The organism is Acinetobacter terrae, from assembly GCF_013004375.1.
In the GTDB taxonomy this organism is placed as follows: domain Bacteria; phylum Pseudomonadota; class Gammaproteobacteria; order Pseudomonadales; family Moraxellaceae; genus Acinetobacter; species Acinetobacter terrae.
Window position 1 is genome coordinate 42655 of the sequence record NZ_JABERI010000030.1, and the last position, 22877, is coordinate 65531.

Consider the following 22877-nt stretch of genomic DNA (forward strand, 5'->3'; position numbering starts at 1 on the left):
TCGCAGAAACAGTAACTTCTTAATGTAATCCTGCCTCAAACAGTTGCGAATGACGTATCCGCGTATCAAAAACATGATGAATTCAAAATAGAAAATGCGAGCCAATTTCTTAACTGACTGGCATTACGTATCTTGCGGGCTTTTTTGATTCTAATATTTTTAAATAGACTCAATAGTGCAGGTATGCACTTGAAAGGGGATAAATAACAGCATTTTGAAATGATTCAGCAACACTGGAAATCGTCATTAGGATGTATATTGATAAAAAAGGCTGGGATAAGAAAAAATGAAAGTTTTCTACAGTTTGATGTCTCTCATTTGTTTAACCGCGCTGAGTCCATTCACTGTGGCCCAAGATATTCAAGGCCAGTCTTTTTCTTATCTGGATTGGGAAGTCCATTGTAGTAATACTGGCACGTGTCGGGCAGCAGGTTATCAGCCAGATAGTACTCAGGCGATGCCGGCTTCGATATTGCTAACGCGTCAAGCGGGTGCAAAACAGGCAGTTCAAGGGGAATTTGCCTTATCCAGTGATGGTCAGACTTTAGAGAGCAAAAAACTTAAAAACATTCGACTTTATTTAAATGGCAAAAATTTTGGCGCAGTCAATGTAAAGCCTTCCGCTCAACCTTTAATTGGAACGCTGAATGCCCAGCAAATCAATGGATTATTACAATACACCCAGAAAAACGTAAAAATCATCTTTAAAAATAACCATTACACCTGGCAGGTTTCAGATGCGGGCATGACTGCGACTTTATTGAAAATGGATGATTTCCAGAAGCGTACCGGCACAGTCGGAGCATTGGTAAAAAAAGGATCGGCAAATGAATCAAAAGTTCTAGCTGCACAGCCAAAGCCGATGGTCAAAAAGGTCAACACAGCTACCAAACCTTATTTAACACTACAGCCAAATACTGAACAGTATCAAGCCGTACATACGCTTCTCATGGCTGCCCAACCAGAGCTTCAGGATGCTCATGTATTCTGTGAAGGTATTAATGACGAAACAGTTGCAAAACCCCAAGCCATAGAACTCTATAAACTCACCAATCATAAAGTTCTGGCAACAACGCTATGCTGGCGTGGTGCCTATAATGAAGGCTATGGTGCCTGGGTGCTGGAAGAATCTTTAAAAGGCAAGGCCACCTTTGTGACTGAATTTGCTTCAGAATTTGCAGCAGGTGAAATCAGCAGTGCGCAAAAGGGGCGTGGTCTTGGAGATTGCTGGGCAATGAGCCAATGGATCTGGAACGGTCAGACTTTTGTGAAAACGCTAGATCGCTGGACAGGCATGTGCAAAGGTTTTCCGGGTGGAGTTTGGGATCTGTATCTGATTGAAGCTGTGGTGAGGTGATTCATATGGTAAATAGGAAGGATGAATGATATCGGTTGGAGCATCTGTTGCTCATGAGGCGATTGTTGAAAAGCAATCAGTCAGATATATGTTCAATAAAATAAAAAATCCTTAGATTAAAAAAGATAAAACTTGGTCATTTCATTATTGAAATTGTCGAATGGCTTTAGTGATAAATTTCTTTAAACCACTTATAAAATTTTAAAAATGCGATTTAATTGTTATGCAGTTCAAATTTCAAGCGAAAAACATTTAAAAATTGGCAGTTTTTTGTGGGCTTTAAATGAAAAATTAAAAAATCAATTCAATAAAATCAATAATGAAATCAAAGTTCTGAGTTTGTTATTTTTTGTATTTTCATATACTTTCATCTCATACGGCATAATTGAGAATTGATACGTGAATTTCAGAACAATAATCTTGATTGGTGGAGTGGGCATCGCTTTACATGGCTGTACCAGTATTGACAGTTTTAACTCGGATTCAGTTAAAAATTTTACCTCACCTCAGGAACTCATTGTTCAGAAAAATATTAATGCTGCAAATGGTCGGGCTAAAGAATATGTCTATTCTTGGGGATCAAAGCAAAGCAATAAAGAACCTCAATCTTTATATCCAAGAAAACATTTAAATAGTTATTGTTCTGCCAAGCATGGCAAGTTCTCTGTTTTACATAAAAGCTCAATGAGTTTGGTCAAGAATCAATGGGATAAAAAACTGCTCTCTACCTATAGCAGTGTCAAGCAAGGCATAGGCGCATATAAGTGTGTGCAAAGTGATGGGCAAAGCTGGATTGTATCCATTGAACCTGTTGCTGAACGCAAGTTAGATGATGGTAGCGACGCCCGTATGGTCGCGCTTCAAACTAAAATAATGACGGCTTTAGACGCTCAAAAATTTTATTCCAGTGCCAATTCTTCAAATACTCCTGCTGCAAAAAAAACCACTGTAAATAATCAAACTGCTAAAAATACAACGAGTAAAACGACCACGCCAAAAGAAGTTGAAATTAAAAAAGAGGTTGAAGCTAAAAAAGAAACCAAGCCTATGCCTCCATTGCCCGTAAAACAGGCTGCACAAGTTGTCGAAACACCGCAGCAGCAACAGCTTAAATATTATGTTTCAGCACGTCGTGATTTAAATAAAGGAACCAATCAGGTGGCCGCTTGTAATAATGCGCAACGCGCTTATAACTATGGAAAGTTACATGGTTCAAATGCGGCAAATGTCTATGCGGAATCTGGCGTGCTGGTTGCGCGTTGTTTAACCAGCATACCGAGTTATAGCAGTCGTTTTTCTAATTCGAAAGGACAGGCAGTTAAGATATTGCAGAATTTGGCCAATAATCATAATCATGCTGGGGCGAAGCATATGTTGAATCAGTTGAAGTAGTTTGGCTGCTTTAGACTCTCAGTTTTTAAAAGATACATCCAATCAGCTGGATGATCCCAGTGATTGGATAAGAGGTGATCTCTAAACCATAGCCCAGATAAATTTAATTTTGTTGGATTCGATATTTGACTTGAATAGAAAACATCGTTTTTTTTGTGTTTAATTCAATTTTCAGTGAGTCCAGTTTACAGAGTCATAACAGGTAAAAACCTCAGCGTTATGATACAAAGACAATGATTTTTACTGGAGTTCGCCTTATGTCTCGCAATGTTTTAACCACCGCTCGTCACAGCATTTCACGTATAGGTTTTTCAGCTTTGATGGCGGTTACATTGTTGGGTTCCGCGCAATCGGCGACAGCAGGACCAACGGTCGATCAGCTAAGTGATTGTCTGGTGAAATCGACAACTGAGACGGATAAGAAAACTGTACTGCAATGGACCTTTGTGGCTTTATCGACTCATCCAGATTTAAAAAGTTTTAGTCAGGTGACCGATGTTCAGAAAGAGCAACTGGATAAAAGTCTAGCGACCGTTTTACAGCGCATCTTGGTGGAGCAGTGTTCTGCACAAACCAAAGCCGTGATTCAAGCAGAAGGCTTGCAAGCTGTAGGCGATAGTTTTCAGGAATTAGGTCGTACTACGGGTGAAGCCATTGTGAAAAATCCTGAGGTGAATAAGCAGTTGAAAGGTGTGCTGCGTTATGTCGACCTGAATAAGATGGTGATGACTTTTTTAACGCCGGATGTGTGGAATAAGTTGGGTTCGATTCGTAAGTAACTAGATTGGTTTATTTAAAGATCGAAAAGATGATTTTAAATAGCCAAAACACAGGGTATAAGATGAACTCCATCCCATAGAATAAGCCGTATCCTCTTTGTTTTATTGGGGTATCTTCTTTTGGCTCAGTGATGCGTTTCCGCCATTTAGGATGGATCAGCATCACAATGATGATAATCGTGAATAAGCCGATGGCAGATTGAATGATGGTAAGTAATAGTTCAGGCGTCATTTTTGTTTTTCTTTGGTGTTTATTGAATTTTATAACATAAATACTAATCCTCTCCCTAACCCTCTCCTAAAAGGAGAGGGAATTACCCAAATCAAATAATTTACATGACCCTCCCTCTCCCTTAGGGAGAGGGCTGGGGTGAGGGGATTTGAAAAAGAATTACAATAAATTAGGATAGAACTTCTCAAACTCTTTATTCACCGTTTCACCTCTCAGTAAATATCCTTTGGGTTGAATATAACTATAAATTTCCCGTGCAGGCTGCTCATGCCAACCAATATTAAATGCGCACAGTTTTGGGAAAAAAGTAAGGTGGCTATAATTTAAATTGTTATGAATCCAATAAGCTAGTTGTTGCCAATTATTTTGGTCTTTTTCATACAGTTCTAAAAATGATGGAATGACGATACACGCCATTGCGCCGTAGCCTTTTGCATCGGGGTAGTCCCAAATATGACTGGCAAAGTTTTTCTCATTCGTTGCGCAGTTATGTCCTTTGTCGTTGCCAAGTTGGTTCACGTCTGGCGAGCGATATGCTGAACGAATCGCGATACGTCCAAACTTTTCTTGGAGTGGTTCAAGCAGTTGTTGGCAGAGTTCTGTACCTGTATGAATGGCAATATCAGGATGGTCGGGGAAGTTGGGTACACCGTACCAATTGGCGATTTCGCTATAGAGGAAGTCACGCATAAAGAATGACTTTGATAGTTGGACACGTCCTAAGTCTTCGAGTTTGGCTATAGAGGATACTTTTGGGTTGGATACTGTTTTTTAGTGTCTTATTAGGCGATAATTTTTGTAAATAATTGAGACAAAGTGATTAAATTGGATTCTTTAAAAGGTAAAGGAATAAAGTACATACGTTGGATAGTGATTTTTTTTACTTGCATTATTTCTTGTTTGCTATTTTGGGTATATTTCTCTTTTTATAAGGAGGTGAAGCAAGTAAAAGATTCAGTTCTGCGTCATACTTTTGAGAATGGTCCTTTGAGTCTTCCAATTGCTAATAATGACTATGTTGCGACTTGGGGGGCATTCGGAGATTTTATTGGAGGTACACTAAATCCTTTTTTAACTTTTATTAGTATTTGTTTGATTTTATGGACAATTCGACAGAATAGAAAAATGCTAGATAATTCGTCTAATGCATTGAAAAGCAGTATAGCAATGCAAGATGAAGTTAAAAAAAATGCAATGATACAGATACTTGATAATAGATTATTCTCTACCCTTGATTCTTTGTCTAATCTAGAAAAAGAGATCAAGGAGCATTCAGATTTTAATAATTTTTATAAAAATATAATCGAGAGTAATATAAATTTTAAGGGAAAATACAACCAAATTTATTTCAATAAAAATAAAAATTTAATTTATTTTGTAAAAAAATTGAATTTTTATTTGATATGATTAACAAAGAGATATATTTGGCTTATGAGAAAGATCTTAATGGTCTGAAAGAATATCAAAAGACTATACTGAATAATAAATTAACATCTGATTATATTTCCGATGAATGGTTGAAATCAAAAATTGATATTAATCATTATTATAATATTATTAAATATTTATCAAATAAAGAGTATGAACATAAAATAATGTTTGAAAAAACAGAGGAATTTAATGTTGTCTGCTCAATTAATGATTTGATAAGTAGATATACATTAATTATTAAATCAAGTATTTCGCTAGAAATGCAACAGTTCTTAGTCGTTTATAGTTCTTTTAAGTCAGAATTAAAAAAATATATGATTGCATATGGCTTTTTGGAAGAACTTTTACTTTGTGATGTTTTAGATGGTTTTGAGCAGGAATATAAAGTTTCTAATAATTTATTATGTTCAATTTTAAGACAAAATAATTACGATTCAAAGGGGGAGTTATCTGAGTTTTATTATAAAAGATTCGATTTTAATCTTCATGATGACTTAGAGAAAGTTGGGATTTATAATTTTTTATTTTTTAGGTCTTATATTTCATCTAGCATTATGGATATTTCTGATATCAATAAGAAATTATTTGATGAAATGGAGGAAATTAAAATTAGAGATTACAAAAATAATCTAGAATTCACTATAAGCTTGGATTCTGAAGGATATAATTTTGTTTTTAGATCGGATAATGAAGATTATTATTATCCTATAATCTATACTAATAACGGGATTAGATTTATTTTGTTAAATAATATTTATTATTTGGATTTAGATAAAGATGATAAGCCAGTAGTCCTGGATAGCTCATGTAGAGAAATAATTATTCAAAATATACAACTTAAAAGTAAAAACCCGTCCTGAGACGGGTTTTTACTTAAAGAAAGATCAGATTAACCAATCAATTTCTTCATCAATTCATTCACTTGAGCAGGGTTGGCTTTACCACGTGACGCTTTCATCACTTGACCTACAAGACCGTTAAAGGCTTTCTCTTTACCAGACTTGTATTCTTCAACCATCTTCTCATTTGCAGCAAGAACTTCTTTAATGATCGCTTCAATCGCGCCAGTATCGGTTTCTTGCTTCAAGCCTTTTTCCGCAATAATGGCATCGGCAGATTGACCATTGGATTCCCACATAAAGCCGAAGACTTGTTTCGCAATTTTACCGCTGATTGTATTGTCTACAATACGTGCAATCATGCCGCCAAGCTGTTCAGCAGAAATTGGAGAATCGGTAATTTCCAGGTTCGCTTTGTTTAAAGCAGCAGAGAATTCACCCATCACCCAGTTAGCCGCCAATTTCGCCTGTTTCGCGCCACCTGCAGCAACCACTACAGCTTCGTAGAAATCAGCCAATTCACGTGAACCAGTGAGCACGTGTGCATCGTATTCAGACAATTGATGCTCAGATACAAAACGCTCACGACGTGCTTTCGGTAACTCTGGAAGTTCCGCACGAATCGCTTCAATTTGCTCATCAGAAATAATCACAGGCAACAAGTCTGGATCAGGGAAGTAACGGTAATCGTTGGCTTCTTCTTTAGAACGCATTGAACGCGTTTCCATTTTGTTCGGATCGAACAAACGGGTTTCTTGGATGATTCTGCCGCCACTTTCCAAAATGTCCATTTGACGTTCAATTTCAACATTGATCGCTTTTTCAATGAAACGGAAAGAGTTGATGTTTTTCAATTCACAACGTGTACCGAATTCATTGCCCGGACGACGTAACGAGACGTTACAGTCACAACGGAACGAACCTTCCGCCATGTTACCGTCAGAAATACCTAACCAGCGTACAAGCGTGTGAATGGTTTTTACATAAGCAACCGCTTCTTCAACCGAACGCATATCCGGTTCAGATACAATTTCAAGCAGCGGAGTACCGGCACGGTTCAAATCGATACCAGTCATGCCTGCAAAATCTTCATGCAAGGATTTACCGGCATCTTCTTCCAGATGCGCACGGGTTACGCCAATGCGTTTTACAGTGCCATCTTCAAGCTGAATATCAACATGACCCAAGCCCACAATCGGGTTGTCCATCTGGCTAATTTGGTAGCCTTTTGGAGAGTCAGGGTAGAAGTAGTTTTTACGTGCAAATACAGATGCTTTGTCGATATACGCGTCGATCCCTAAACCGAAACGCACCGCCAAATCGACCACTGCTTTGTTCAGTACTGGCAATACACCCGGCATCGCCAAATCAACCAAGCTGGCTTGGGTATTTGGGTCTTGACCAAAAGTCGTCGAAGAACCAGAGAAAATTTTAGAGTTCGTGTTGAGCTGTGTATGGATTTCTAAACCAATAACAACTTCCCAACCATCAATCAGCTTCGCCATTACACTGTCTCCTCTGCAATTGCCGCACGTTTGGTATGCCAATCGGTTGCTTGTTGATATTGATGTACAACAGACAACAACTGAGATTCTGACCAGTAGTTACCAATCAACTGTAAGCCAACTGGCAATTGATCTTTATCGAAACCAACAGGGGCGTTAATTGCTGGCAAACCTGCCAGGTTCACAGCGATGGTGTAGATGTCGCCCAAATACATTTCAACTGGGTCTAAAGATGCACCAATTTTATAGGCTGTGGTTGGTGCAGAAGGTGCAGCAATCACGTCAACAGATTCAAATGCTTTTAGGAAATCTTGCTGGATTAAACGACGTACTTTTTGTGCTTTTACGTAGTAAGCATCGTAATAACCGGCAGAAAGCGCGTACGTACCAATCAGGATACGACGTTGAACTTCCGGACCAAAACCTTCTGAACGTGAACGTTTGTACAAGTCTGTTAAATCCACCGGGTTTTCACAGCGGTAGCCGTAACGAACACCATCAAAGCGTTGTAAGTTAGATGATGCTTCAGCAGGTGCAATCAGGTAATAGGTTGGAACATAAGCATCAGTCATGTTGAGGTCAATCTCAACCAAAGTCGCGCCCATTTCTTCCAGTTTTTTCAATGATTCTTCAACACGTGCTTTAACGTCAGCATCTAAGCCGGCAACGTTGAAGTACTGTTTCGGAATACCAATGCGTAAACCTTTCACCGAAGTACTGTTCAGGTTAGCCACGTAATCATCAGCAGCAACGTTTACAGAAGTTGAGTCACGGTCATCATGACCTGCCATTACATTCATCAAATAAGCACAGTCTTCAGCCGAACGCGCCATAGGGCCGCCTTGGTCTAAAGATGATGCATAGGCGATCATACCGAAACGAGACACACGACCATACGTCGGTTTAAGTCCTGTAAGACCACAGAAAGACGCAGGTTGGCGAATTGAACCACCTGTGTCAGTACCAGTTGCAAACGGTGCAAGGTCAGCCGCTACAGCCGCAGCAGAGCCACCTGAAGAACCACCCGGAACATGATCCAGTGCCCACGGATTTTTGGTTGCGCCAAAATAAGATGACTCAGAGGTCGAACCCATGGCAAATTCGTCCATGTTTACTTTACCTAAAGTCACCAAACCTGCAACTTTACCTTTCGCTACAACGGTTGCGTCGTAAGGAGAGATAAAGTTATCCAGCATTTTAGAACCGGCAGTGGTTTTAATGCCTTGGGTACAGAAAATATCTTTGTGTGCAACGGGAACACCAGTCAACACATTTGCCATTCCAGATTGGCGCAGGGCATCCGCAGCATCTGCTTGAGCTAAGGCTTGTTCAGGCGTAACCGTGACATAACTTTGTACTTGGGCATCGATTTTTGCAATGCGTTTTAAATAATGTTCGGTGAGTTCACGAGACGAGAATTTAGAGCCAGCTAAACCCTCAGAAAGTTCACGAATCGATAAGCGATGTAAATCTGTCATGAGAAATAATTCTTTACGTTTAATTTAACAAAAATGGTTTGACTGATTGGTATTTATTCAATCACGCGTGGAACAAGGTACAAGCCATCTTGAGTTGCAGGTGCAACAGCTTGATATTCTTCACGATGATTTTCTTCAGAAACCACGTCTTCACGTAAGGGTTGCGGATTGTCAAATGGGCTTTTAAGCGGCTCGACCCCTTCTGTGTCAATGCCTTTTAAGGTTTCCATCATGCCTAAAATTTTATTTAGACTTTGAGCATATTCAGCAGATTGCGTATCATCTAGCGACAATCGTGCAAGATTGGCGATTGCTGAAACTGTTTGTGCATTTAAATCTGCAGAATGCTGTGCATCCGTTGTAGACATAACATCACCTGATCAGTATTAAAAAAATTCAAAATATCGTGCGTTATAATAAGCGATTGACTTGTTCAAATCATCACATTTAGTTAAAGTTGCCACCTTGCGTCCACATAAAGTTTAATCGAGAACGTCTCCGTGATTCTAAAAAGACTAATTGGCTTGTTTTCGCCCGATCTAGCCATTGATTTAGGTACAGCAAATACACTTATTTATGCACCAGGACGAGGCATTATATTAAATGAACCGACGGTTGTGGCAATTCGTCACAGTGGTTCACAAAAAATTGTTGCCGCGGTAGGTCTTGATGCAAAGCAAATGCTTGGTCGTACTCCTGCGAATATTACTGCAATCCGTCCCATGAAAGATGGTGTGATTGCCGATTTTGAAGTGACAGAAACCATGCTGAACCAATTTATCAGCAAAGTGCATGAAAGACGTCTATTTCCACCTGCACCGCGTGTTGTGGTTTGTGTTCCTTGCAAATCAACACTGGTAGAACGCCGTGCCATCCGTGAAGCGGTATTTAATGCTGGTGCGCGTGATGTTCGCTTGATTGAAGAGCCAATGGCTGCTGCAATTGGTGCGGGTATGCCGGTGGAGCAAGCATGTGGTTCAATGGTGGTGGATGTCGGTGGTGGTACCACTGAAATTGCCATTATTTCATTACAAGGCTGTGTTTATGCAGACTCGCTACGTATTGGCGGTGATGTATTTGATGAACAGATCATTAACTATGTACGTAAAGCACATGGTTGCGTGATTGGTGAAACCACGGCTGAAGTGATTAAAAAAGAAGTGGGTATGGCATTGCCGGATGAAGGTGCTAAACCACTCGAAATTGAAGTTCGTGGTCGTAACCTGGCTGAAGGTGTGCCTCGTGCAATTACTGTGACTTCTGATGAAATCATGCAAGCCATTTCTGATCCATTACAAAATATTGTCTCTGCGGTTAAATCTGCACTCGAACAAACACCACCTGAACTGTCGTCTGACATTGCAGAACGTGGCATTGTCTTGACAGGTGGCGGTGCATTATTACGTAACCTCGATAAACTGCTTGCACAAGAAACAGGTTTACCTGTGGTTGTCGCAGAAGATCCTTTAACTTGCGTGACGCGTGGTGGTGGTAAAGTCTTAGAATTCTTTGATAACCCAAATCATGACATGCTATTTGTAGGCTAAGTTAAGGACCAGGCGGGTGCAAACAAATCTGTTTTCTAGACAACCGCCATCTTTTCGCTCATTTATCATTGCGGTCATCACATGCTGGGTCGTGCTATTTTTTAACTGGCGCATGCCGCATGTGATTCAGCCCGCACGTGATGTCTTGTATGCGGCATATAATCCTATTTATGCCTTAGCAAGTTATCCGGTGTTATCGCGAGAATGGCTAAATCAACAAACCAAGTCTGAAGCCCAGTTACGTCGTGAAAATACCGCGATGCACGCCGAGCTTTTACAGGCGCAAGTTCGTCTGCAAAAATTATCTGAACTTTCTGCTGAAAATACCCGTTTAAGAGGTTTACTCGATACCCCACTGATTATTGATGGGCGTATGGAAATTGCAGAGGTGATTGGTACAGATGCAGATCCACTCAGACATATTATTGTGATTAACCGTGGTGCAAGCAGCCAGCTCAAAGTCGGTCAAACGGTTTTGGATGACAAAGGCATTATGGGGCAAATTATCGATGTCTATCCGCATAGTAGCCGGATCATGCTGTTGTCTGATAAAGAGCATTCTCTATCTGTACGTTTAGAACATACCGGAATGCGTGCCATTGTCACGGGTACAGGTGATTTAGGTCATTTGAAAATGGAATATGTTCCAACCAGTGCCAACATCAAAGTCGGTGAAAAAGTGTATAGCTCAGGTTTGGGTGCACATTTCCCTGCGGGTTATCTAGTGGGAACAGTGTCTAAAGTGAATCGACATAATTCGGGTGAATTTGCCAAAATAGAGGTGATTCCAGCAGCGCTGTTGGCAGGTGGACATCATGTGGTCGTGCTTTTTTCTGATTCGTTAGCGATGGAACAACCGTATGCTGCTCGCTAAATTACGTTCTGAAAACAACCGTGATCCTTTAATTGCCATTATTGTTTCAGTCATTATCTGTTCAGTACTGATTGTTTATCCATTGTCCTATGCTATTTCAGGCGCACGTCCATTATTCATGTTGCTGGTGATGCTGTTCTGGATCATGTGCCAGCCGACATGGTGTGGGATCTGGTTTGCCTTTGCGACCGGTATTTTTACCGATCTTCTGGTGGATGCACCCTTGGGAATGAATGCTTTAACCTTTGTGATGATCACTTTTATTGCCAGATTTTTAACCCGGGAACGCCGCATTTTGACCTTTGCTAATCTATGGGTCATTAGTTTCTTGGCCGTGTTGGCGCATTTGTTTATGACCTGGATCGCTCAAATTATGGGTGGTATGCAATTTTCGATTGCAAGACACTGGCAGCCCTTAGTGAGCAGTGTTTTAGTTTTTCCTGTTATTTATTTTATGTTAAGAAAATGGCGCGTTTAATTCTCGCTTCGAGTTCTCCGCGCCGTCGCGAGCTGCTTCAGCAACTCGGACTGGAATTTGAAATTTTTAGTCCCGAGATTGATGAATCGGTTTTAGCAGGCGAGGGCGTTGCAGCTTATGTGGAACGTCTCGCATGCAGCAAAGCTCAAGTGGTCTTGGATCAATTCCCCGATGCCATTGTTATCGCAGCTGACACCAGTTTAGGTGTCGATCATCAAATTTTAGGTAAACCTGAATCTAAACAACATGCTTTTGAAATGTGGCAACGTATTTCAGGTCGTAAACATGATGTATTTTCAGGTGTTTGCGTACGTACAATGACAGAAAAATCAAGTATAGTGGTACGAACGCAGGTTGAGTTTCAACAATTAAGTCTCGATGATATGGAAAGTTATTGGGCGACAGGCGAACCTGTAGGTAAAGCGGGAGCTTATGCCATTCAGGGGATTGCAGCACGTTATATTCCTCGCATAGAAGGAAGTTATAGTAACGTTGTGGGCTTACCTTTATATGAGACAGTACAGTTATTACAGTCGGTTAAGGCACTAAATTAACGGCTGAAAAAAAGAATTTTTATAATGTTTTGAGTCTTATTATGTCTGACGAGTTGTTGATTAACGTCACACCTATGGAATGTCGGGTGGCCTTAATCCAAAATGGTACGGTCAATGAACTATTTGTAGAGCGCACGGTTAAACGTGGTTTAGTTGGAAATATTTACAAAGGCAAAGTTGTTCGCGTTTTGCCGGGTATGCAAGCCGCGTTTGTAGATATTGGTTTATCTCGTACCGCATTTTTGCATATTAACGATATGGTTTGGCCGCGTAATCAACCGACGCCCAATGTTTTTGAGCTGCTACAACCGGGTCAAATCCTCACTGTTCAAGTGATGAAAGACATGCTTGGAACCAAGGGTGCGCGTTTAAGTACCGACCTTTCTATTCCTTCGCGTTATCTCGTCCTTATGCCCTATGGTCATCATACTGGCGTTTCACAACGGATTGAATCTGAACAGGAACGTGATCGCTTACGTTCGATGATTGAAGGCATTCAAACTGAACATAAGCTACCGGGCAGTGTCATTGTACGTACTGCTGCTGAAGGTATTCCAGAATCAGAAATTGCCCAAGATATGGCGTATTTGGCCAAGCTTTGGGAATTTATTCAGCGCAAGCAAACCAGCATTGCTGTACCTTCACTGATTTTTGAAGAGCTTCCGCTTCCGCAACGGGTGATTCGTGATTTAGCCAATGAAGATACCGCTAAGATTTCAGTCGATTCACGTGAAATTCATGCCAAGTTGCTAGAGTTTGTTGAAGAATTTGTACCGAGTATGCAAACGAGACTGGTGCACTACCCAGGTGAACGTCCTATTTTCGACTTGTACAATGTAGAAGAAGATATTCAAAAAGCATTACAAACACGTGTCGCACTTAAGTCTGGCGGATATTTGATGCTAGACCAGACTGAAGCGATGACCACGATTGATGTCAATACCGGTTCATATGTCGGTGGTCGGACACTGGAAGACACGGTGTTCAAAACCAATATGGAAGCGACACAAGTGATCGCACGTCAGCTGCGTTTGCGCAATTTGGGTGGCATTATCATTATTGACTTCATTGATATGCAGGAAGCACAGCATCGTGAAGAAGTGATGAGCCAGTTTGAGCGCATGCTTGAACGTGATCATGCCAAAACTAAAATCACGCAAGTATCAGAGCTTGGCCTGGTCGAAATGACCCGTAAGCGTACCCGTGAATCTTTAGAACACTTGTTATGTGAATCATGTTCGACCTGTCAGGGACGTGGCTATGTGAAAACGGCAGAGACGGTGTGTTATGAAATTTTTCGAGAAATTTTAAGATATGCGCGCGCTTTTGAATCAAAAAGTGAATTTACCGTTGTTGCGCACCCTTTGGTGATTGACCGATTGTTAACAGCCGAAGCACCGGCAGTGGCCGATTTAGAGCACTTTATAGGGCGTATGATCAAGTTTCAGGTGGAAAATCTATATACGCAAGAGCAATACGATATCATTCTGAGCTGAAATTGTAACAGAATATCGTTAAATACTTGTTACATCTGAAATTTTACTTTCTTGATGTAATTTCTAATACTAGTCATACACAGTAGCCAAAGCCAAAATCTCCCTTTTTGGCTTAGCAAAAAAAGAGGTATGACATGAGTATGAGTCAAGTAGTTATTAAAAAAAGTTTGAATGCGTTAGATCATAAACCAACACAGAATGGTTATATCGTCGATGAGCAAGGTAAAGAAGTTCAGATTACTGCTGCCATGATTCGTTCGGTCTGCCATCAATTATTAAATCAATGTCGTGCAATTAAAAATTAAGGGGCTCATCAAAAGCCCCTTAATTTATTCATATTTATTCTTTATCACTTGCGGTTAACTCACCGCCCGTAACTTTGGGGTTTCTTGACCCACGATCTCTTCAAATCGCTGAATTTCATCTTCAAGGTGAGTCAGTAGGTTTTGCATTTTAGGTAATGCATTTCGACAACCTGTTAAACCCACTTCCAATTTATCCAAATAACTGGTCATTGTAATATTGAGGGCCTGCCCATCTAAAACAATAGAAGCCGGGTAGAGTGCATCCAGTTTGGCACCATTCCAATATAATGGTTCACGCGGTCCGGGTACATTAGAAATCACAATATTGAATGCCTGGCGTTTTGGCATCATGCCTGACACAATATTTAAGCCCGCTGCACCGTAAACCAATGCACTATAGTTTAAAATTTGATTTGAGTTCATGCGTTTAAAACGCTGTTTCGCATTTAACACACTACGACGAATAATTTGCAGACGTTCTAACGGTGTTTCTTTATTGGTGCCTAAATTGGCTAGAATCATGGTGATACGGTTAGAGACATCAGAATTATCATCTCGAATTGAAGCAGGTACCATGGCAATGAGAGGCTTTTTCGGCAATGCATGTTGACTGAGTAAATATTCACGCAGTGCACCGGAACAGATCGCTAGTACCACATCATTAATAGTCACACCGAGTGCTTTGGCAATCTTGCTTAAACGACCCAGCTCAAAGGATTGTGCTGCAAAACGACGCGAAGAACTCACGCGTTGATTTAAAATACTGCTTGGCGCCTGAAAACTTGAAACATAGTCAGGATTACGTCCCATATCTTTGCAAATGGTTTGAGATAATTCATACATGACTTTGGGAGTCGCTTCGATTTGCTCTTTTAAAGCACCCATAATTTTTTTTATGCGGCTCTTCTTTTGGGGTTCTTTAAAGCGTTTGGCGCGAGGCCCTTCAACACACCACAGGGGCACAATACTTTTGGCATTAGGATCACGCGACAGTGATTTTTCAACTAAACGCATGCCGGCAATACCATCGACCATCGCATGGTGAATTTTAAAGTACATGGCAAAACGGTTGCCTTCAATGCCTTCAATAATATTACAGGTCCAAAGTGGTTTGGCACGATCAAGCAAAGCGCTATGTTCTTGCGAAATATAAGTCAGTAATTCACGGATTCGACCTGGATGAGGAAGTGCGATGTGACGGAAATGATGGTCTAAGTCAAATTCTTGGTCTTCATCCCAAAATAGGCCATTCAGTTTATTATTAAAAGGTGCAACAGGAAGACACTTGGATTTACGAATATCAGCAACGAGATCTTGAATAAATGTTTCAGGTGCATTGTCAGGAATTTGAAATAAAAAGAGTCCACCGACATGCATCGGTTGCTGACGTTTCTCTAGCGACAGAAAAATAAAATCAATAGGGTGTAATGGACGCATAGCGTGGAATGCCTCACTGCAATTTCATTGGCCGTTCTTATTTGAACAGGCTTGTTAGAATTATAAAAACCGTTTTTTCAGTATATCTTTTTTCAAAAATAAAAGAACCGATTTCTGTGTAAGGAAAAGTGAATAAAAAGCCACTGAAAACAGTGGCTTTTTATTGAAAAATTATTTTTTTAGGTTTCCAGCATGTAATCCACATTCTTTATGGGTGGCTTCTTCCCACCACCAACGACCTTCACGTTCATGTTGGTTCGGGAGGACGGGGCGAGTACAGGGTTCACAGCCAATAGAAATAAAACCACGTTCATGCAACGGATTATAAGGAATCTCCATCATACGAATATAATTCCAGACATCCGCGCTTGACCAGTTGGCTAGCGGATTATACTTAATTAACTGCTTACCTGGACCAGAAAAACCGGCATCGGCCTCAACCACAGGAATTTCATTACGAGTACCCGGACTTTGATCTTTACGCTGACCGGTAATCCAGCCATCTAATGTTGCCAGTTTTTTACGTAAAGGTTGAACTTTACGGATGCCGCAACATTCCTTATGTCCATCTTGATAGAAGCTAAAGAAACCTTTTTCCGTGACCAGTTGTTGCATCGTTTCTGTTTCTGGGAAGCAAATTTCGATATCAATATTGTAATGTTTACGAACTTGGTCGATAAATTGATAAGTTTCTGCGTGTAAACGACCGGTATCTAAACTAAAGACACGAAATGGTTTACCGAGGTGAGAGGCCATATCAATCAAAACCACATCTTCAGCACCTGAAAATGAAATGGCAATTTCACCTTCTTGACTTAAAGCAAGTTCCAGAATCTCGCTGGGAGATTTATCGGCATATTCAGATGCAAGTGCATCGACAAGGTCAATGGTGGGGATCGTAGTCATGACAGTTCCTGGCGTATAGGCTTGGACACTTAAAAACCTATATTAATTTAATTCACAACGATTTTAATAGAATTGAAATAGCCTGCTTATCACTAAAAAATAAATACTTATGAATAAAACAGATTTAAAAAACAGCACATAGACTGTCAATTTTTAAGCTATGATAGCGCAAAATTTTTCACTGACATTGGGAGAACCCATGGAAATCGTATGTCTTGATCTTGAGGGTGTGTTAGTTCCAGAAATTTGGATTAACTTCGCCAAGAAAACTGGAATTAAAGCATTGGAAGCAACTACACGTGATATCCCAGACTACGATGTGTTGATGACGCAGCGCCTGAATATTTTAAAAGAGCACGGCTTAGGCTTAAATGATATTCAGGAAGTGATTGCAGATATGGGACCATTCCCAGGTGCAAAAGAATTTGTGAAATGGGTGAGTACTCATTTTCAACTCATTATTCTTTCAGATACGTTTTATGAATTTGCTCATCCACTCATGAAGCAATTGGATTGGCCGACTATTTTCTGTCATAAGTTGGAAACGGATGAAGCGGGCATGATCTCTGCCTATAAACTTCGCCAGCCCGATCAAAAGCGTCAAGCTGTTAAAGCACTGCACGGTTTGAACTTCCGTGTAATTGCAGCGGGTGACTCGTATAACGATACTACGATGCTAGGTGAAGCTGATCATGGTTTCTTGTTTGATGCGCCTGAAAACGTGATTGCTGAATTCCCGCAATTTCCACCAATTCATGGTTATGAAGCGTTAAAAGAAGCCATTCGTAATGCTTCAGTTCGCGATATTCCAGCTTAATTAGATGTTTTAAGCAAAAGAGAAGGGGCGCTTAGAGCGCCCCTTCTTGTTTAATCCTAATTTTTAACGCAATTAGAAGCGGTAACCGATTTTCATACCGTAGCCAATAGCATGATTATCTTCGAAGCTACCTTTTACTATGCCACCTGTTTGAGCTTGTGCATCACCTAACCAGAAATATTTTACACCAGCTTGAATAAAGTAGTTTTCAGCGGGGCTATATTGACCGCCTAAACCAACACTCCAATAACCTTCAGTAGGGCCTAAAGTTGTTACAGGATTACCTGCGCCAGAATCGTATCCAACCGCTGCTGTACCTGACCATTTATTATTAAATTTATGGCCTAACCCTACAGTTGCTGAATATTGATCATCTGAATAATTGATTAGGTCTTGTCCCATAATTTTTAACAATGCTGGGCTGACTGCAAATTGATCCCAATGTACCCAGCGTAAGTTAGCAAAAGCAAGAGTATTTGCTGCTACACCAGTTTGAAGGTCAACATTAACAGACTGCGGTGTTGTTGCATTTACCGTGCTGTTTACTTCACCTAATTGAGAGAAAACGTATTTTTGCTGAGGTGTCAGAATATTTGCATAATTTGGAGATTGAGCAATCGCAGGCAACATAGATGTTTCATGCGATTTAGCTTCATGTTTAATTTCAGAACGGTAAGTTACAGAAGCTTTTAATGCAATTTCAGGGATTTGATAAGCAAAACCAGCTAACCAACCATACGCTTCTTCTTGATCTACTTTAATGTTGTAGCCACTTAATAATGAGTAAGCTGCCCCACGTAATTTAATGTCAGCTTCAACAGTTTGCCAAACCGGGCCAGCATAGAAATTCCAGTTTTCATTAGGTTGATAACCAATTAAAGCAGTTAGATTGTTGGTTCTTACTTCAACAGAAGTGCCTTCAGAACCATTTGAAAAGCTAGAACCATCTACTTGATAAGTCGCATCTGCACCATAAGGTTGGTCATATAAAAGACCTATGGAAATTTTATCAGTTGCTTGAACTTTAATGGCTGCAGAAGGGAAATAGTAGTCATCTCCCATATCTTCAACTTTATTACCGCTGTTATCTTTACCTTTAACAGTCGGATCAAGAACAGAAATACCAGCTTCAGCATAGTTACCTGATTGTAAAAAAGCTGAAATTGACTGTCCAGAACGGTCTAAGCCAGCAGCAAAAACTGAAGCAGATGGAAGTAAACTGATTAAAATTGCTGAATGAATTACTGTAAGCTTCATAGATTCTTTTCCCTGAGTCGCTTCATCTTTTTAAAAGTTACGGGAAAGTAACATAAATAAAAAAAGAGTAAACGCTGAGAACTGAGTGCAAAATGAACTGACTAATTCAAAAAATAGACTTGAATAGAGTAAAAGTACTAACAATACTTTTGTATATTAATGATTTATAAGTAAAAAAATAGAGTAATAAGCTTAAAAAAATAGGGCAATATAAGTAATTTTTTTTGATCAAATTTAAAACATATAGATTGCGCTATTAAAAAAACAAGTGATGTAATGTAAAAAAGACCATTGTGAACAATGGTCTTTTATTAATTTATCAAATAATTTTAGAAGCGGTAGCCAATTTTTAAGCCGTATCCAAACGCATCATTATCTTCAAAGTCGGCAACATATGAGCTAGAGCCAAAATCAGAAGCTGCTTGAGCTTTTGCATCGCCTAACCAGAAGTATTTAACACCACCAGCAATAAAGTAGTTTGGAGCAGGGCTAAATTGTAAACCTAGACCCACATTCCAATAACCTTCAGTAGGGCCTAAAGTAGAAACTGGGTTACCCGCACCAGAGTCCCAACCTACAGAAACATTACCAGCCCATTGTTCGCTAAGTTTACGACCCACACCTACAGTTGCTGAGATTTGATCATCTGTATAAGAAACGATATCAAAACCATTAGGATTATTAGGAGTTGCACCTACAGCTCCTAATGCTTTTGAAACTTGCTCAAATTTTTCTGGACGAATCGAAAATTCTTTCCAATTTACCCAGCGTAAATTAGCAAAGGCAACTGTATCTGCCATGATGCCTGTTTGAAAATCAAGATTTACAGATTGAGGTGTAGAGATCTTAGTATTTGTATTTACATTATAGATTGCTGCAGCAGGATTCTGTGTAACCAACGCCAAAATATCACTACGGCCGTACTCATTTGTATCTAATTCATGCTCAATTTCAGAGCGATACGTTAGAGATGCTTTTAATGCAATTTCAGGAATTTGATAGGCTAAACCTGCCAACCAACCAACAGCTGAGTCTTCGCTCATATTTGCATTATACTGTCCTAATGCAGTTGTACTACCATAAGCTAGACCACGTAATTGAACATTCCCTTCAACTGTTTGATACACTGGACCAGCATAAATATTGAAGTTTTCAGTTGGTTGATAGCCTAATAAAAGTGAAATATTTTCTGATTTTACTTCAACTTCAGTATTTTCAATACCATTATGGAAAACACCACCGGCTAATGGATTCAAATAAGTATCGGTAGAGTAAGTCGCTTTAGCCCCGAATGGTTGATCGTAGAGTAAACCAAAAGAAAAATTATCAGTAAGTTGAAGTTTTAATGCAGCACTAGGGAAATAGTAATCATCTGCCATTTCTCCAACTGAAGTTCCACGATAAGCAGGAGCTAAGGGTGCAGCTGCACCACCTGGTGTCCAATTATTTTGAACTTTACCAGAAGCACTTGGATCTAAAACAGAAATACCCGCTTCAAAATAGTTACCAGATTGTAGGAATGCTGAAATAGATTGACCTGAACGGTCTAGAGCGGCTGCGAATGCACCTGACATTGGTACTGTTGCAAGAATCATCGCTGTACTAAGTGTTTTTAATTTCATTGTCTGTCTTTCCTTGAGGTACAAATTTTTTTACTGCGGCTTTGTGTTATTTATGCTCAGTATTCATTTTTTGGTAACTTCGGTTTTTTACCGAATATCATTTGTTACTCCATGTCACAAAAATAACACAATAAAAAAAAGAGTAAATGCTCTAGAAAAACAAATAAGTGTATAAATACACTTTATTAGAGCTTTTAATCTAAACAGGGGTGGTGGTGTGTTTGTAATATATTGAAAAATAAAAATAAAAAATGATTAATTGGGATTTGGTTTAGATTTCCATTTGATTAAAAAACAATCATTTAACGTGAAAAGTGTAGTAATAATTTGTTATCTAGATCACACTATTTTTTTCTAGGAATTCTGTGGCTTAGATTAAAGAACTCAATATATTGAAGTCTGGATACTGGGAGCTATTTTTTAGGTTATATCTTTTTATATTTATTCTGAATTTTTAAAAATTCCTGGTCTTATTTATGGGATTAGTAAAGTTTGAGTGGTGAATAAAAAATGTCATTGAAAGTGAATCGATTAAATATTTATTTCATGTGGAAATATGAGTTTCAGAGATTTTGTATATGAAAATTTTGTATTTCTCTAAAACGATTGTGCGCCCTGCGCGAATAGAACTTTTCTCTAAAGGCCTTTTATGTACTGCATTTGGGCTTTCATGTTTTTGATTTATATCCCTATTTGTATCCTTATTTACTTAAGTACCTTATGTTGGTGAAATGCCATTATGGACGTGGATTCGAATCCTAAATAGGGATTCGAACTGGTGGGATCATTATGAATTGATATACGAGGAGAAATAAGATAGATGCTTTTGGCCAATGATGATCTTTTTGAGCTATGGCGTACAGAAATAGGATTAGATCGTTACACACGTGAAGGTGAATGGGCAACCAAGATAGGACAATTGGATATTTTTGATTGGAAAGACTTAGACTGCGTTATTGAGCAGTTGGATGGGGAGATTAAGAAAAGAAGAATGCGGAATTCATATTTTTTTATAAACCTTAGACTATTATGTTTTGCATTACAAAAAATATTAGATCTGGGGGATTTATGCCAACAACTGCGTATTCAAAAACTTTTAATGGAGAATTTCAGGTCGATCAACTTGAAAATTTACACACAAAGTTTAAGGATCATTTAAAACTCGATATGGATTTTAGGGCATTCGTTAAGTCAGATGTGCTATGCCCGTGTTGTAATACATCTAATGCTATTGTTGTGAGTCAAGGATTTTCTAAAGCTTCCAATGAACCTGTGAAACAAGCGCATTTTGCTTTTAAAAATAATGATGGTTTGGATTCTCATCTAAAATTTTGTGATTTTTATTCTGGATTGGATAAGGAAATCTTAACTACTAATGAGTGCATGGTTAGATTGCGAGAATCTAACGATATGTTAACTGAAACAGTCAGAAGATTTATATGTGCTGGAATTGAAAACAATGTCTTTAGCCAAAAAGATATTTTAGCTATGAGGCAGTGGTTTTTTGAACTGAAATCAACTAAATCACTTTTCGTAAAAGAAAGTAAGTTAAAGCTTAAATTATTGCACCAGATGATTATTAACAAGGAGAGAAATAAAAAACAATTTTCTTACAGTAATGATCCAAGAGAATTAATTGATATTGATGCTGAAGCATTAAAATTACTCTCTTTTAGAGCTCCTGTGAGAAGTCTACCGGATCCTAAAAATATTAAAGAGAATTGGATATATTATTCTTTAAGATCCAAAACTGTTATTGAAAAAGCGATTAAAATTTCTATTAAAGATGATCAGACTTATACGTACGATAGAACACTTTTGAAAGAAAACTATAGAAAATCTTGGCATGTAGCATACAAAATAGTTAGCTCTGTTCCTGAATTATTTAAAAAATATGGCCGAAGCACCCATACCAAAGTAAGAAAATTAAATTCGATTATGGCTTATGCTGCTTTGCTTTTATTCATTAATAAATGGGATATTGAGGCTTCTCTTAGCATGCATAATGAAAGAATTGCACCTATTGATAAAATAATAAATATGAATTTAGGAAACGTCATAGGAATAAATCCGTTTATGAATTACGCAGAGTGGGATGTATTAAAATTTGTTGATGTGTGGACTAATCAATCAGAGGGTTTTGACATGACAATTGAATTTAATAAAGCTAAAACTGATGTCTTAGAACATTACGGGAAATAATGCCGTCTCAAAACTAAGTCATACAACACAACAAACCACATTTAACACCAGCCCTATTCACTAACGAATGGGGTTTTGGTTAGAAAGTAGAAGTAGGCTTAATCAGCTAAAGGATAGTCAAAAAGTTTTCCTCTTAAGTTTACTAACAATCTATTCCTTAAAAGTCTCATTTAATGCCTGTTGCACAGCATCTACACGTATTTTACAGTCTTTGTAAGCAGACATAGATTCTTCAACGATTTTCATCAAATTATCAATGTCTGGTTCTTCTCATGACCCTGATGCGGATTGATCTGTTTCCTTTTGGCAGCCAGTGATTGAAATAGCCAGAAGCAGAGTAATAGTTAGTTTTGTTTTCATGGTTTTATC

22 protein-coding genes and 1 pseudogene are annotated in these 22877 nt (G+C 39.0%); 13 read left to right on the forward strand and 10 right to left on the reverse strand.

The window, feature by feature from the left end; genetic code table 11:
* The first annotated feature begins 286 nt into the window (after positions 1-286).
* From HLH14_RS12270 to HLH14_RS12280, 3 genes are all read left to right on the forward strand, one after another.
* Positions 287-1357: a DUF1176 domain-containing protein gene (locus HLH14_RS12270; protein WP_067723919.1), complete on the forward strand. Its 1071-nt coding sequence runs from the start codon at positions 287-289 to the stop codon at positions 1355-1357.
* A gap of 399 nt (positions 1358-1756) precedes the next feature.
* A complete protein-coding gene (locus tag HLH14_RS12275; RefSeq protein ID WP_067723921.1) occupies positions 1757-2749 on the forward strand; it encodes a hypothetical protein in 993 nt (330 codons plus the stop codon).
* Positions 2750-3006: 257 nt separating this feature from the next.
* On the forward strand, positions 3007-3528 hold the full coding sequence (locus HLH14_RS12280) for a hypothetical protein (protein WP_067723922.1): 522 nt from the start codon (positions 3007-3009) through the stop codon (positions 3526-3528).
* Positions 3529-3538: 10 nt separating this feature from the next.
* Here HLH14_RS12280 and HLH14_RS12285 read toward each other — a convergent pair whose 3' ends face one another.
* Both HLH14_RS12285 and HLH14_RS12290 read right to left on the reverse strand, forming a co-directional pair.
* Complete coding sequence (locus tag HLH14_RS12285; RefSeq protein ID WP_067723923.1) at positions 3539-3760, reverse strand: hypothetical protein; 222 nt, start codon at positions 3758-3760, stop codon at positions 3539-3541.
* Between the two features lie 159 nt (positions 3761-3919).
* Complete coding sequence (locus HLH14_RS12290; protein WP_228139724.1) at positions 3920-4450, reverse strand: hypothetical protein; 531 nt, start codon at positions 4448-4450, stop codon at positions 3920-3922.
* A 135-nt stretch (positions 4451-4585) separates the two neighbouring features.
* On the opposite strand from HLH14_RS12290, the gene HLH14_RS12295 reads away from it, so the two are divergent.
* Together HLH14_RS12295 and HLH14_RS12300 are read left to right on the forward strand one after the other, a co-directional pair.
* A complete protein-coding gene (locus HLH14_RS12295) occupies positions 4586-5167 on the forward strand; it encodes a hypothetical protein (RefSeq protein WP_155859805.1) in 582 nt (193 codons plus the stop codon).
* Between the two features lie 17 nt (positions 5168-5184).
* Positions 5185-6051 (forward strand): hypothetical protein, encoded by an 867-nt coding sequence (locus HLH14_RS12300; RefSeq protein ID WP_155859806.1) that lies wholly within the window; start codon positions 5185-5187, stop codon positions 6049-6051.
* Positions 6052-6080: 29 nt separating this feature from the next.
* Here HLH14_RS12300 and gatB read toward each other — a convergent pair whose 3' ends face one another.
* From gatB to gatC, 3 genes are read right to left on the reverse strand one after another with little or no spacing between them, the layout of a single operon-like run.
* Positions 6081-7535, reverse strand: coding sequence for an Asp-tRNA(Asn)/Glu-tRNA(Gln) amidotransferase subunit GatB (gatB, locus tag HLH14_RS12305; RefSeq protein WP_067723927.1), 1455 nt, complete (start codon positions 7533-7535; stop codon positions 6081-6083).
* A complete protein-coding gene (gatA, locus tag HLH14_RS12310) occupies positions 7535-9013 on the reverse strand; it encodes an Asp-tRNA(Asn)/Glu-tRNA(Gln) amidotransferase subunit GatA (RefSeq protein ID WP_067723928.1) in 1479 nt (492 codons plus the stop codon). The genes gatB and gatA overlap by 1 nt, the downstream gene beginning before the upstream one ends.
* 53 nt (positions 9014-9066) lie before the next feature.
* On the reverse strand, positions 9067-9381 hold the full coding sequence (gatC, locus tag HLH14_RS12315; RefSeq protein WP_067723929.1) for an Asp-tRNA(Asn)/Glu-tRNA(Gln) amidotransferase subunit GatC: 315 nt from the start codon (positions 9379-9381) through the stop codon (positions 9067-9069).
* Positions 9382-9513: 132 nt separating this feature from the next.
* Here gatC and HLH14_RS12320 point away from each other — a divergent pair, with 132 nt between their 5' ends.
* The 6 genes from HLH14_RS12320 to HLH14_RS12345 all read left to right on the forward strand — a co-directional run bounded on the left by HLH14_RS12320 (position 9514) and on the right by HLH14_RS12345 (position 14267).
* On the forward strand, positions 9514-10560 hold the full coding sequence (locus tag HLH14_RS12320; RefSeq protein ID WP_067723930.1) for a rod shape-determining protein: 1047 nt from the start codon (positions 9514-9516) through the stop codon (positions 10558-10560).
* Between the two features lie 16 nt (positions 10561-10576).
* A complete protein-coding gene (gene mreC / locus HLH14_RS12325; protein ID WP_067723931.1) occupies positions 10577-11434 on the forward strand; it encodes a rod shape-determining protein MreC in 858 nt (285 codons plus the stop codon).
* Positions 11421-11912, forward strand: coding sequence for a rod shape-determining protein MreD (gene mreD, locus HLH14_RS12330; RefSeq protein WP_067723932.1), 492 nt, complete (start codon positions 11421-11423; stop codon positions 11910-11912). Before mreC ends, mreD begins: the two co-directional genes overlap by 14 nt.
* Positions 11900-12466: a Maf-like protein gene (locus tag HLH14_RS12335; protein WP_067723933.1), complete on the forward strand. Its 567-nt coding sequence runs from the start codon at positions 11900-11902 to the stop codon at positions 12464-12466. Before mreD ends, HLH14_RS12335 begins: the two co-directional genes overlap by 13 nt.
* A gap of 41 nt (positions 12467-12507) precedes the next feature.
* Positions 12508-13962 carry a ribonuclease G gene (gene rng, locus HLH14_RS12340; protein ID WP_067723934.1) on the forward strand — a complete coding sequence of 485 codons (1455 nt, stop codon included), beginning with the start codon at positions 12508-12510 and terminating at the stop codon, positions 13960-13962.
* Positions 13963-14096: 134 nt separating this feature from the next.
* Complete coding sequence (locus tag HLH14_RS12345; RefSeq protein WP_171255168.1) at positions 14097-14267, forward strand: PA1571 family protein; 171 nt, start codon at positions 14097-14099, stop codon at positions 14265-14267.
* A gap of 54 nt (positions 14268-14321) precedes the next feature.
* Here the strand turns inward: HLH14_RS12345 and HLH14_RS12350 are convergent, their stop codons facing one another.
* Entirely contained in the window at positions 14322-15704 is a 1383-nt protein-coding gene (locus HLH14_RS12350) for a WS/DGAT/MGAT family O-acyltransferase (RefSeq protein WP_067723935.1), read from the reverse strand.
* 171 nt (positions 15705-15875) lie between these two features.
* Positions 15876-16610 carry a phosphoadenylyl-sulfate reductase gene (locus HLH14_RS12355; RefSeq protein WP_067723936.1) on the reverse strand — a complete coding sequence of 245 codons (735 nt, stop codon included), beginning with the start codon at positions 16608-16610 and terminating at the stop codon, positions 15876-15878.
* 199 nt (positions 16611-16809) lie between these two features.
* Between HLH14_RS12355 and thrH the strand changes: the two genes are divergently transcribed.
* The gene (thrH, locus tag HLH14_RS12360) at positions 16810-17427 is read left to right on the forward strand and encodes a bifunctional phosphoserine phosphatase/homoserine phosphotransferase ThrH (protein ID WP_067723937.1); all 618 of its coding nucleotides are present in this window, start codon (positions 16810-16812) and stop codon (positions 17425-17427) included.
* A 72-nt stretch (positions 17428-17499) separates the two neighbouring features.
* Here thrH and HLH14_RS12365 read toward each other — a convergent pair whose 3' ends face one another.
* The gene (locus HLH14_RS12365; RefSeq protein ID WP_067723938.1) at positions 17500-18684 is read right to left on the reverse strand and encodes an OmpP1/FadL family transporter; all 1185 of its coding nucleotides are present in this window, start codon (positions 18682-18684) and stop codon (positions 17500-17502) included.
* A gap of 329 nt (positions 18685-19013) precedes the next feature.
* Positions 19014-20306, reverse strand: coding sequence for an OmpP1/FadL family transporter (locus HLH14_RS12370; RefSeq protein WP_067723939.1), 1293 nt, complete (start codon positions 20304-20306; stop codon positions 19014-19016).
* A gap of 1068 nt (positions 20307-21374) precedes the next feature.
* Between HLH14_RS12370 and HLH14_RS12375 the strand changes: the two genes are divergently transcribed.
* Positions 21375-22508 carry a hypothetical protein gene (locus HLH14_RS12375; protein WP_171533154.1) on the forward strand — a complete coding sequence of 378 codons (1134 nt, stop codon included), beginning with the start codon at positions 21375-21377 and terminating at the stop codon, positions 22506-22508.
* A gap of 150 nt (positions 22509-22658) precedes the next feature.
* Here the strand turns inward: HLH14_RS12375 and xseB are convergent.
* Positions 22659-22778 (reverse strand): annotated as a pseudogene (gene xseB, locus HLH14_RS12380) (exodeoxyribonuclease VII small subunit); the annotation flags it as partial.
* Positions 22779-22877 lie beyond the last annotated feature (99 nt).